Origin of the sequence: uncultured Campylobacter sp., assembly GCF_938041645.1 — a bacterium.
Lineage (GTDB): Bacteria > Campylobacterota > Campylobacteria > Campylobacterales > Campylobacteraceae > Campylobacter_B.
Genome location: NZ_CALIST010000060.1, coordinates 19,360 through 31,701, shown reverse-complemented (window position 1 = coordinate 31,701; position 12,342 = coordinate 19,360). Strand labels below are relative to the sequence as shown.

Here is a 12,342-nt window from a genome sequence, read left to right as displayed (position 1 = left end):
TATTTAATGAGCTATCGAGTCCTCCACTTAATGCGACACAAACACCAACATCAGCTACATTCCTATATTTCATCGATGATTCTAATTTTTCTCTTGTTATATTTACGGCTGTTTCAAAAGAATCTTTATTGTCTATATTAATATAATCAGAGATATTAAAATATTGTTGCTTTTCAACACCCTGTTTTGATATTTTTAGATAATAGCCAGCCTCTAGCTTATATACATTTTTAAAAAATGTGCTTGGAGTCGGTGTTGTTAAAAAAGTGAGATAATGGTATATCGCTTCTTCATTAAATTCCTTGTTTATTATATTTGTTCTAAAAAAAACATGGGCTTCCGATGCAAAATAACATGCGCTGTCATTTAGTATATAATATAGGGGCTTTTTACCAAACCTATCTCTAACGAGATAAATCTCATTTTTCTTTTTATCATAAATACAAAAGGCAAAAAAACCATTGAATTTCTTTATGCAATCTATACCCCACTCTTTATAAGCATATATTATAGTTTCCGTATCTGAATGATCGGTCCTAAATGCATATTTATTTTTTAGTTCTTTTCTAATCTCCGTATGATTGTATATTTCGCCATTAAACACTAACACTATTTCTTGATCATCGCTAAGCATAGGCTGATTCGCTAAATTTGCAGTATCTATAATAGCAAGTCTTCTATGAGCAAGTACGACATTATTATCATTATATATTCCTTGATAATCGGGCCCCCTGTGAGCCAATAATAAAGCCATTTTTTCTATTGCTTGTTTATCGGCATCTATAATGCTATTAAATGAAATTTTACCAACTATACCGCACATATATAACTCCTACCTTAATCATATTAAAAACGAAATCTCCGTCGTCTGCACCATATCCCAAAGCTCTATCGGCCAGCTTTTGCCTTTTTTTAGAGTCCCAAATAGCACCTCGAGCTCTTCAAGCTGCCCCTTTTGGCTTACGTTCGTTGAAATTTCTTTTACCCCCACCCCATATCCTTTTAGGCTTTTGTAATCATCCAAAATGATGCTCTTGCCGTCGAAGTGGATCTCCATAAATTCCTTACTTAGCTCCTTACTGCCGTTTGCAAAATACTCGATGTTTGCCACCGAACCATCTTTGTATTTTAAGACGATGGATTTGTTATCCTCGGCGCTATATTTTTCATTACTCGGCGTGATCGCCTGCGAAAATACGCTCTCTATCTCGCTTCCCGTTAGCGCCGTCATCAGATCTATTATATGGCACGCTTCGCCCACCATCCTGCCGCCGTTTTCGTGCACCCAGTGATCCATCGGTATGTAACCCGCGTTCATCCTATATCTGATTATCATCGGATTTATTCTAGCGCTCGTGTGCTTTTTTATCTCCTGCGCGTAAGCGCTAAATCGCCTATTAAATCCCACGAATAAAACGGGCTTGTCGCCTTCCCCTTCGTAAAATTTCTTTATCTTTTCAAGCTCCTCTTTATTCGTCGCAAGCGGCTTTTCTACAAATACGTTTTTACCCGCTTCAAGCGCCTTTAAAGTAAGCTCTGCATGGCTATCGTGCCTTGTGGAGATGATCACCAGATCGACGTTTTTGTCATTTAAAATATCGTCTAAATTTGAAGTAGCGTAGTTTGCTCCATATTGCTGTGCCACCGCCTTTGCCTTATGCCCACTTCGGTTCATGATCGCGTAAATTTTATACTTATCCGTAAGCTTTGAGATATTAGGCAGGTGCATCCCGGTAGCAAATCCGCCGACGCCGACGAATGCGACGTTTATTACGTCTCTACTTACGGGCACGGAGCTTATGATAATTTTTTTATCGTGATTTAGATAGCTATAAAGCTCGGTTAAATTTGCCTCGCCGTAGTCAAGCAAAACCATGAGCGGCTTATTCTGCGAAGTCTGTAGCGACTCAAACGCCTCAGTTACCTGCTCGATAGAGTATTTTGCGTCTATGAGCTTATCCAGCTTTATCAAATTTTCATTTACCAGCCTTAGATACTCGCTCATGTTTCGATTTTCAGTCCATCTGACGTAGCTAAACGGATAATCAAGCCCCTGCTCTTCGTAGCTCTTGTCGTAGCGACCAGGACCATAAGAAGTGGAGATGAGAAAATCAAGCTCCTTTTTATACATATCCTCTCTATTTATCTGCATACCGGCAACGCCTACAAGCACCACTCTGCCCTTTTTCTTGCACATCTGAAAACTTTGCGATAGTGGCTCGCTACTGCTTGTAGCGGCGGTAAATAGCACTCCATCGGCGCCGTATCCGCCGCTCCAAGACGAAACGACGTCTAACAAATCGTCTTTTGACGGGTTTATGACGAGCTCAGCGCCGTACTGCTTAGCTATCTGCAAGCGCCTATCGTCAAAATCGCTGACAGCAACCCTCACGCCTGAAATTTTAAGCATCTGTACCGCAAGAAGCCCTAATATCCCAGCTCCCACGACTACGCAGGTCTCGCCCAGCCTCAGATCGATCCGCCTAACGCCTTGCATCGCTATGCCGCCTAGCGTCACGGTGCAAGCCCGCTCAAAGTCCATATCCTGCGGCATTTTCATAACTAAATTTTTAGGCACGTCTACGTATTCTGCGTGATTCGCAAGCCCTGCACCGGCTGCGGCGACGCGCTCTCCGATTTCAAAATTTGAAACGCCCTCTCCGACCGCTATGACGACGCCGCTAAGCGAATAACCGGTCGGATTTCCGCTATCAAGCTTGCCCTTTACCTTCGCATAGACGCTGGCTATACCGTCGGATTTCACCATATTGATGACTTTTTTGACGTTCTCAGGCTGCTCCAAAGCCCTTCTAATTAGGCTTTTTCCGCTATTTGATACGCCGCTTATCTCGGTGCCCGCTGATATGCAGCTATTTACCACTTTGATAAGAACGCATCCCTTTGAAACGCTTGGAGCAGGGATCTGCTCCGCTAAAACTTTGCCTTTTTTAACTATTGCTTGTATCATCTTAAAACCTTTATTTGTTTTAATTTCAACGCCGGCTTTTCTATAAAATTCCAAGAAACGCAAGCTATCGCGAGCGTTGCTGCTACCACTATGAGATATAACCATAAAGAGCCGCTAAAGCCCAGACTAATTAGAATTTGAACTATCAGCATATGATAAAGATATGTACTATAAGAGAGATCGGTGTTTCTAGCTATCTTTAAATTTGTGTAGGAAAAAGCCATGCTAAAGATCACTAACGCCAAAAGGAAAATTTGAAATACAGTAGAAATTTCCAAGCCTCTCTTATAATCTCCAAGCCCGCTTCCAAACTCTATAGACGCAAAACAAAATATCAAATAGAGCGCAATATAATATAAGCCGTAGCCTACGAGATATTTTTTTATATCCAGCCAATAAAGCCTCATGACCATGCCGATGATAAATATCCACAAAAACGGCAAACAGATGAACTCGAGAAGCTTATTTAAATTTGAAGCGGAGTAAAAATTTTCATCGGCGATTGCAGGAATTATCATTGATGTAAAAAATAGGAAAACTAACAATAAATTTCTTATGATCGCCTTTCTAATACACAAAATAAATGGAAGGACGATATAAAACGATAATTCGACGCTAAGCGTCCATAAAACGCCGCTCGGATAAGAGCTAAAAAAGCCGTCATAATTATATAAAGCACCGTTTTTTACACCTATTATAAAGCCTGCTATGCCTGAAGCGGCGGTAATAACATATAACACGAAGTATTCTATGTATTTTAATACCGAAATATCATTAAAGTTTTTACCTACGTACATAGCCAGCTCAAGTATCAAAATATTTACGAATAAAGCCGGATATATCCTAAGCACTCTTTTTATAAAATACTCTTTTAAATTCCTGCTGTTTAAATAACTATCGGTAATTAAAAATCCCGAAACCAGAAAAAACAGTGGGACGCCGGGAAATAGCCTAAGAAACTTATCCACGTGCCCCCCCCACAAAAGCGGTATTTTTAGCCATCCTGTCGAGTGCATATATACCACTTGTAAAGCAAAAAGCAATCTAAAAAAATTCAGATGGTTATCTCTATCTATTACTTTTTGAAAACTCATTTATAAATTCCGCAAAAATCCAAAACTTCTTTTTCTATTTTTAGCCCTTTAAATTCCTTATGTCCGACCAAAAATACGATAATATCCGAAATTTCGATAGCCTTTTTATAGTCCACTATCTCAAAATCTTTGTGAGCCTTGATATTGGGCTCCACGGCAACCACATCGACGCCGTCTGCGATCAGGCGTCTGGTTATATTTAGCGCAGGCGACTCCCGCAAATCGTCGATATCGGGCTTAAAAGCAAGCCCCATGCACGCGACTTTGGGCTTTCTGCCGTTTTGCAGCTCAAATTTCAAAGCGGCGTTTTTGATTTTTTCAATACACCACTCGGCTTTGTGATCATTGACCTCTCTTGCGGATTTGATCAGCCTCGCTTCGTAGCCGCCCGCATGGACGATAAACCACGGATCGACCGCTATGCAGTGCCCACCTACACCGCAGCCCGGGCTTAAAATATTAACTCGCGGATGACGGTTTGCTAGCGAGATAAGCTCCCAGACGTTAATGCCGAATTTATCGCATAAAATGCTAAGTTCGTTTGCAAAGGCTATGTTTACGTCGCGGAAAGAATTCTCTGTAAGCTTTGACATCTCTGCAGTCTTAGAATCCGTCTCCAAAACACTACCGTTAACGAATTCTCTATAAAATTCCGCTATCTTTTTAGTAGCAATTTCTGTAGTTCCGCCCACGATCCTATCATTTTGGGTGAGTTCTTTCAAAATTTTACCGGGCAAAACTCTCTCAGGGCAGTGAGCGATATAAATTTTAGAAATATCAACACCGCCATTTTTTAAAATTTCACCTATCTTTTCGGTAGTACCTACCGGTGAAGTGGATTCTAAAACGACCATATTATCGTCTTTTACGTATGGTATTATAGATTTTGCCGCACTTATGACGTAATCGATATTTGGCACGTATCCGTCTCGAAACGGCGTCGGAACGGCTATGATAAAAATGTCTGCGAAATCAGGCTTAACGTCTGCTTTTAAATTTCCGCTCTGCACTGCTTTTTTAACAAATACATCTAGTTCTGGCTCGATGATATGAATTTTACCCTCATTGATCGTATCTACGACGCTCTGCACCACGTCAACGCCGTGGATTTTATAGCCCCTATTTGCCAAAAGCGCCGCCGTCGGTAGCCCTATATACCCAAGACCTAAGATGCAAACTTTTTTCATAATATTCCTTTTAAAAATTCCAGTATTTTTTTGCAAGTTTTACCGTCGCCATACGGGCTTACACTTTTACTCATTTTATCATATTCATCTTTTAAATTTAATAATTTTTGCACCTCTTTTATGATATTTTCGCGCTTGGTGCCAATAAGCTTCACACATCCTACTCTTATCCCTTCAGGTCTTTCGGTAGTTTCTCTGATAACTAAAACGGGCTTGCACAGGCTCGGCGCCTCCTCTTGGATGCCGCCGCTATCTGTTACTATCATATATGACTTGCTCATAAGATAGACGAAACTATCATACTCTAACGGATCGATTAAAAATATATTCGAAATGCCCGATAAAATTTCTCCTACAGGCTTTCTTACATTTGGATTTAGATGCACGGGATAAACGATGTCGATATTTTCGTTTTTTAGCGCTATTTCACGTAAAGCCTCACAAATATTAACAAAGCCTTCTCCAAAATTCTCTCGTCTGTGTCCTGTAACGAGAATAAATCTTCTATCACTAAGCTTATATTTGGCGTTTATAAAGGATAAAATTTTATTTTTTAGCAGCTCGTTGTTTTCGATTTTATCTATCGTCCACAAAAGCGCGTCTATTACGGTGTTGCCGCTAACGATTATATTTTTTGAATCTTTGCCTTCTTTTAAGAGATTGTCTCTCGCATCGGCAGTCGGCGCGAAGTGATATTTAGCTATGAGCCCCGTCATCTGCCTATTTATCTCTTCAGGAAACGGCGAATAGATATCATGCGTCCTAAGTCCAGCTTCTACGTGAGCAACGTCTATCTTTTGATAATACGCCGCCAAAGAAACGGCATAAGTAGTAGTCGTATCTCCATGTACGAACACGATGTCTGGGGTATATTCGCCAAATACATCGCGCATACCAAGTAAAACACCAGACGTAATATCGTACAGATCCTGCCCCTGCTTCATTAAATTTAGATCAAAATCAGGCTTGATCTCAAAAAATTCAAGCACCTGATCGAGCATCTGTCTGTGCTGCGCCGTGACGCAAACCTTCACTTCAAATTCCGCGCACTTTTGAAATTCCTTTATCAACAAAGCCATCTTAATGGCCTCCGGGCGCGTTCCAAATACTATTAAAATTTTTCTTTTAGTCATAAATTCCCCTAAATATCCGTTTTTTAACCAAATTTATCGCCGTAATTTTAATTAAATTTTGCTATATCGGCGCTTAACAATACATAAAATCACCTATTTGTCGCTACTTGGATGGTATAGAATGTTCTTTGCTTTAAAGATGGCTAAGATTTATTTTAAATTATCAAAAAATTTCATTGCAAAATCATCGAAAATTTTACCTTTTAGATGTGCTTTGCAAAATTCCACGATGAGCCCATGAAATAATGCATACGCGCCGTTTTCGTTCTTCAGCTTATCTGCTTTTGCCGCCGCATCGCAGGGAGAGTTGGCGGAATTTACAAGCTCATAGATCCGCTCAAATTCCAGCTCGCCGAGCCACGCGTTAAGCTCGTCGTAGCTTTCAAACTCATAGCCCAAAGCCCCGAGCAGCCGCGCCGAGTAGCTGTCCGCGACCATCACCGCGCGCTCGCACGCATAGCACAGGATCGCATCGCAGCTCTCCGCGCCGATTCCCTTGCGCGCTAGCAGCCACTCACGGCTAACGCCCGCTTTAAAGCTCTCAAAATCCCCAAAATCCGCGATTATCGCTTTGCAAAGCAAGCTTAAGCGTCTAGCTTTTTGGTTATAAAATCCGCTCACTTTAATGATCTCCGCAAGCTCCGCTTCATCTAGCCCGGCGATGCTTTCTAAGCTCAAAAGTCCTTTGCTACGCAGGTTTTGCAGCGCCGCGTCGGCATTGCGCCACGCCGTATTTTGGATCAAAATCGCCCCCACGACCACCTCAAAGCTTCCAAACCCGGGCCACCAGCGAAAATCCTCAATTTTCACGACGCGAAAAAGCGCGATAAAAAGCTCGGTCGCGCTCATCTCGTGCCTCCGAAATTTCTAGCATCGTTTCTAAAATTTCGCGCGGCGACGGCGATTTTTTGCGCGCACTCTAGCACTGCGATAAAATTTACGCCAAATTTAAATTCGCGCGCCGTATTCATCTGCCGCCGCCTTTTAAATTTGCAAAAAATTCCTCGCTAAAGCTCAAGAAAAACTGCTTTGCTGCACGGCCGCTGCGACTTGCGCGAAGCATCGCAAACTCCCTCGCCTTTGCGTGCAACGCATCTAAATTTGTGGCGAAGCTCAAGCGAAATTCCGCCGCGCTCATACCTTGCGTAGCCGCAAAATAGGCATCTACGATCCCTAAATACTCCCGCATGCTCCCGCCGTAAAAGCTTAGCTGCAGCCCGAAGCGCTCGCTCAGGCTGATTCGCTCGTTCGCCGCATCGCTTAGGTGCAGCTCGCCGCGGCTTATCTGCGCGGCGTCGTTGTCGCTTGCGCATTCGCCTACGATGTGGCGGCGGTTGGATGTCGCATACATCAGCACGTTATGCGGCGCGCGCTCCAGTGAGCCTTCAAGTAGCGGCTTTAGATGCTTGTAGCCGCTCTCGCCGAGCTCAAAGCTCAAGTCGTCGCAAAAGATGATAAATTTAAAGTTCGTTTCGCGGATCGCGTCGATTATATCCACGAGATAGCCCAGATCGTCCCTGCCGATCTCAATGATCTTAAGGCCTTGCGGGATAAATTTAGAAAAAACCGCCTTCGCAAGGCTTGATTTGCCGCAGCCGCTCTCGCCCCATAACAGCGCGTGGTTGGCGCTGCGGCTGCGTAGGAAGGCGTCCGTATTTTTTATAAGAGCCGATTTTTGGCTCTCTAGCCCCACAAGCGCGTCAAGATCGGTAAAATCGATGTCTCGGACGATCTTTAGCGCCTTTTTGCTCGCGCGAAAGACGGCGACCTGCACAGCACGCCAATCAATCGCGCTAAAATCGCTGAAATAAATTTGCTCGCCGGCGCCGCTCTGCGCGTTGTTTAGAACGGCTTGCGGCGCTAAATTTAAACCGCTCTCCGCATCTAAATTTAACTCTTCGCTCCCGCTTTTGCTCGCACTTTTTTTGATATTTTCATCGCAAGTTCGCATTTTTTAGCTCCCTTCGCAGATAGATCAAAATTTCATTTATCACGTCGTCATCGTCGCGCGTCTGCGCCTTTAATCGCACCTTATCGCCGTTTGCAAGGGTGATCAAGATATTTTCGTCCATGCTCGAAATCACGCGCAAGCCAAGCTTCGTAGCCAAAACCTTAATCATCATCACGTCGATAAATTGCTTGGTGTAGATATCCGCGCGCCCGAAGCGATCCTCGATCTCGCCAAAAATTTCAAGCACTTCGCTCGCCTCTGCACACTTGCTAAGCCGCCGGTAAAGATCCAGGCGCAGGCGATCTTCCCTGATAAATTCCGAGTTCAAAAAGGCGTTTACCGAAATTTTAAGCTCCACGCTCGCAGCGGCGCTCTTTCTGCTTAGCAGCTTGCCGATCTCCTCTTCGAGCATCTTTAGATAAAGCGAGTAGCCGATCGCCTCGATGTGCCCGCTTTGCGCCTCTCCGAGCAAATTTCCGCCGCCGCGAATCTCTAGATCGTGATACGCTAGCACCGAGCCGCTACCCAAAAACGAGTTGCTCTCAAGCGCTACGAGCCGCTTTAGCGCGTCCTGCGTAAGAGCGGTTTTATCCTCGATCAAAAAGTAGCAAAAGCCCTGTTTGTTGCTGCGCCCGACGCGACCGCGCAGCTGGTGCAGATCGGCGATACCGAATTTATCGGCGTTTTCGACGATGATCGTATTTACGCGCGGCATATGGATGCCGCTTTCTACGATGCTGGTGCAAAGTAGCAGATCGTATCCGCCCGCTACAAATTTTAAAATTTCATCCTCCGTAGTTTTGGCGTCAATCTTGGAGTGCAAAATTAAAATTTTAAGGCTCGGCAAAATTTCAAGCAGCTTCTTTTTGGCGCTTTGCATCGTCGCGATGTGGTTGTGGACGTAAAAAATCTGCCCGCCGCGTCGCAGCTCGCGCGAGACCGCCTCTTTTACGATCTTTTCGTCCCACTGCTTGACGAAGGTGCGCACGTCCAGGCGGTCCTGCGGCGGGCTAAGCAGCGTGGAATAGCTTTTGATCGAGCTTAGCGCCATATTCAGGCTGCGCGGTATCGGCGTGGCAGACATACTAAGCAGGTGCGAGGCGGCGCTTTTCTCTTTGAGCCGCTCCTTTTGCTTAACGCCGAATTTATGCTCCTCATCGATAATTATGAGCCCTAAATTTGCGGGGTTTAAATTTAAAAGCGAGTGCGTGCCGACCACGACGATCGCCTCGCCGCTTTGCAGGCGCTTTGTAATCTCACTCTTTTGCCTCGCGCTACTGAAGCGATCGAGCTTGAAAACAGGAATTTCAAACTCCCTAAAGCGCTCGCTAAGCGTGGCGTAATGCTGCGAGCTAAGCAACGTCGTAGGCACGAAAAACAGCACCGAATGCCCACTTCGGATGCAGGCAAAGATCGCATTCATCGCAACCTCAGTCTTTCCAAAGCCCACGTCGCCGCTAAGTAGGCGGTCCATCACCTTGCCGCTTTGCAGATCCGCCAAAATCGCGCTCACAGCCTTTTGCTGATCGCTCGTGTAGATAAAACCGCTTGCGCTTAGAAATTTCGCATAATCCGCGCTTTCGTTTTTGATGACGAGCCCCCGCACGAGCTCGCGCTTTGCCGCCAGCGCGATGATCTTTGAAGCGATCGCAAAGAGCTTTTCGCGCACTCGCTCTTTGATTTTTGAAAAGCTCGCCCTGCCCAGATGATCCAAGCTCACCGCGCCGCCGCTTGCGACGTAGCGATCGATCTTATTTAGATACTCTACCGGCAGCAGCAGTTTGTCGCCGCCCTCGTAGAGCAGGGATACAAACTCCTTGCTGTGCCCCATCACCTCGATAAGCTCAAGCCCGTTAAATTTAGCGATACCGTGATCTTCGTGCACGACAAAATCGCCCACGTTTAGCTCATCCAGAGCCAGGCTCGATCTTCTTACGCGCTTTTTAGGCGCCGCTTTGTTTAGCGAAAGGATGATCCGCTCGGCGCTTATTAAATTTACGACGAAATCCTCGCGTAAAATTTCGATATTGCTAAATCCGCTAAGATCAAACGGCGCGAGCAGCGCGTCGTTTCGCGCGATCAGCGTGATAGCCTCGCTGCGGTGGAATTCAAAAAATTCCTGCGACGGCGTCACGGCGAGGTCTTTAAATTTACGCGCCGCGGGCAGTACCTCGATCGCGTCTAAAAAATCCAAATTGCGTTCGGAAAAAATTTCATCCTTTTTAATCTCGTGCAGTAAGACGCAATCAAACGCGCTCGTGTAATCGACGAAGCCCTCGATGAACCAAAACCCGAGCGAGCCCAGATCGCGAGCTAACGCGTCGCTGTCCGCGCGCGATATCTTTTCGCTCACGCTCTCAAACTCGTCCTCGCTTAAATTTGCCAAAAACGGCGCTATCTCGACCTGCACGAGCTCCTCTTTCTCGCTTTTTTGCGTAGCGACGTCAAAGCGCCTGATGCTCTCGACCCTCTCGCCGTCAAGCAGAACTCTAACCGCGCTTTCGCTCCCTACCGAAAAAATATCGATGATCTCGCCACGGAAGCTAACCTCGCCCATACTTTCGACGATATCGCGCACATCGTATCCGAGGCGCAAAATTTCCTCTTTCAGCTCGCTTAAGTTTAACTCGCTTCCAAATTTTATATTTAGCGAGCGCAGATGGCTTGCGGCGGGGAGTTTGTTTAGGATCGTGCGGACGGGAGAGATTAAAATTTTTTTGCCGCTTGCTTTGTAAAACGCGCTAAGAGCGGTGCTGATACCCGTAAGCTCGCCCGTGTAGCTGCGCAGATCCTCGCCGAAGCTCGCTCTAAAATCGGGCAGGCAAAAGGCCGCATAGCCCATAAATTTAAGCACCTGCTCGCACGCCGCGGCTTCCTTTTCATCCTCGCAGATCAAAAGCTCTTTTTGGTTTTGCAAAAAATATTCGTAAACCTCGGCTTGCATTATTTGAACCTTTCGATCTGGTGCTGCACGACGTTTGCGATCTCCTGCCACGATACGTTAGGCTCTAAGGTCGAGATATTTTTGAAATTTTGCGCGTTCCAGCTCATAAAATTTGCAGGATCGACGCTTTGAGCCAAAAACCTAACTTCGTAATGCAAGTGTGGGCCGGTGCTGTAGCCGGTGTTGCCGCTATAGCCGATAAGATCGCCCTTTTTAACCCAAGAACCGGGCGTTACGACCGCGGAGCTAAGGTGGCCGTAGCGGGTCTCAAAACCGTAATTGTGCGATAGAATCACTAAAATTCCATATCCGCTACCACTGCCGCCTGCGAACTGCACAAAGCCCTCTGCCGTCGCAAACACCGGAGTGCCCTCGCTTGCTCGCAAGTCGATGCCGTGGTGCATCCTCATAACGCCGCTGATTGGATGAGTGCGCATCCCAAAAGGGCTAGTGACGCCACGATACTGCATCGGAGGTCCGTTAGGCACAGCGCTAAGAATCGCGCTCGCCGTTTTTTCGCTAGCTGCGATGTGCGCGCCGGAGCCTTTTTTACGCTCCTTTTTCATCTCATTCATCGCAAGCATTACCTGGATATCACTATCCAGCCCGCCTCCATCGTCTTCGCGTCCGTCCAGCTTGGCAAGCACCTCCTCGTTTTTGCCCTCAAGCGCGATATTTTGCTCTTTTAGCGCGAGATTTTCGGCGTAGAGGATTTTGTTTAGCTCTTTTAAATTTGAGCGGTCGCTAGCGAGTTTAAATATCGCAAAAAACAAAACAAGCAGAAAAATTACGAAAAACGCGGATAAAATTTTAAGTTGAAATCTAAAATTCTCGCCAAAATACAGCGTCTTGGTGCCAAAGTGATCGCTTAGGGTAAGTTTAGTTTTAGCCACGGCGCGCCTCAAGCCATAAAATAAAATTTTCTACCAAATGAAACGAGCCGAAAACCAAATACTCCTCCTCCGCTCTAAGCTCGCCACGAAACGGCGAATACGGAATTTTAAGTACGTCAAGCGCACGGGTTATCGCCTCTGCTGCCATTTCGCGATCCGCAACCTCGTAGCT

The 12,342-nt window shown here is 45.5% G+C and carries 10 protein-coding genes; all 10 read right to left on the bottom strand.

The window, feature by feature from the left end; all coding sequences use genetic code 11:
- On the bottom strand, positions 1-823 hold an 823-nt coding region (gene asnB, locus Q0600_RS09105; RefSeq protein WP_298759458.1), incomplete at its 3' end, for an asparagine synthase (glutamine-hydrolyzing).
- Positions 824-841: 18 nt separating this feature from the next.
- The gene (locus Q0600_RS09100) at positions 842-2,968 is read right to left on the bottom strand and encodes a bi-domain-containing oxidoreductase (protein ID WP_298759456.1); all 2,127 of its coding nucleotides are present in this window, start codon (positions 2,966-2,968) and stop codon (positions 842-844) included.
- The gene (locus Q0600_RS09095; protein WP_298759454.1) at positions 2,965-4,062 is read right to left on the bottom strand and encodes an acyltransferase; all 1,098 of its coding nucleotides are present in this window, start codon (positions 4,060-4,062) and stop codon (positions 2,965-2,967) included. The genes Q0600_RS09100 and Q0600_RS09095 overlap by 4 nt, the downstream gene beginning before the upstream one ends.
- The gene (gene wecC / locus Q0600_RS09090) at positions 4,059-5,249 is read right to left on the bottom strand and encodes a UDP-N-acetyl-D-mannosamine dehydrogenase (protein WP_298759451.1); all 1,191 of its coding nucleotides are present in this window, start codon (positions 5,247-5,249) and stop codon (positions 4,059-4,061) included. Before wecC ends, Q0600_RS09095 begins: the two co-directional genes overlap by 4 nt.
- Positions 5,246-6,382 (bottom strand): UDP-N-acetylglucosamine 2-epimerase (non-hydrolyzing), encoded by a 1,137-nt coding sequence (gene wecB / locus Q0600_RS09085; protein WP_298759448.1) that lies wholly within the window; start codon positions 6,380-6,382, stop codon positions 5,246-5,248. Before wecB ends, wecC begins: the two co-directional genes overlap by 4 nt.
- A 150-nt stretch (positions 6,383-6,532) precedes the next feature.
- On the bottom strand, positions 6,533-7,231 hold the full coding sequence (locus tag Q0600_RS09080) for a 3-methyladenine DNA glycosylase (RefSeq protein ID WP_298759445.1): 699 nt from the start codon (positions 7,229-7,231) through the stop codon (positions 6,533-6,535).
- Positions 7,228-7,353 carry a hypothetical protein gene (locus Q0600_RS09075; RefSeq protein ID WP_298759442.1) on the bottom strand — a complete coding sequence of 42 codons (126 nt, stop codon included), beginning with the start codon at positions 7,351-7,353 and terminating at the stop codon, positions 7,228-7,230. The genes Q0600_RS09080 and Q0600_RS09075 overlap by 4 nt, the downstream gene beginning before the upstream one ends.
- Positions 7,350-8,333, bottom strand: coding sequence for an ATP-binding protein (locus Q0600_RS09070; protein WP_298759440.1), 984 nt, complete (start codon positions 8,331-8,333; stop codon positions 7,350-7,352). The genes Q0600_RS09075 and Q0600_RS09070 overlap by 4 nt, the downstream gene beginning before the upstream one ends.
- On the bottom strand, positions 8,317-11,277 hold the full coding sequence (locus Q0600_RS09065) for a DEAD/DEAH box helicase (RefSeq protein WP_298759437.1): 2,961 nt from the start codon (positions 11,275-11,277) through the stop codon (positions 8,317-8,319). Before Q0600_RS09065 ends, Q0600_RS09070 begins: the two co-directional genes overlap by 17 nt.
- Positions 11,277-12,170: a M23 family metallopeptidase gene (locus Q0600_RS09060; protein WP_298759434.1), complete on the bottom strand. Its 894-nt coding sequence runs from the start codon at positions 12,168-12,170 to the stop codon at positions 11,277-11,279. Before Q0600_RS09060 ends, Q0600_RS09065 begins: the two co-directional genes overlap by 1 nt.
- Between the last annotated feature and the right edge of the window lie 172 nt (positions 12,171-12,342).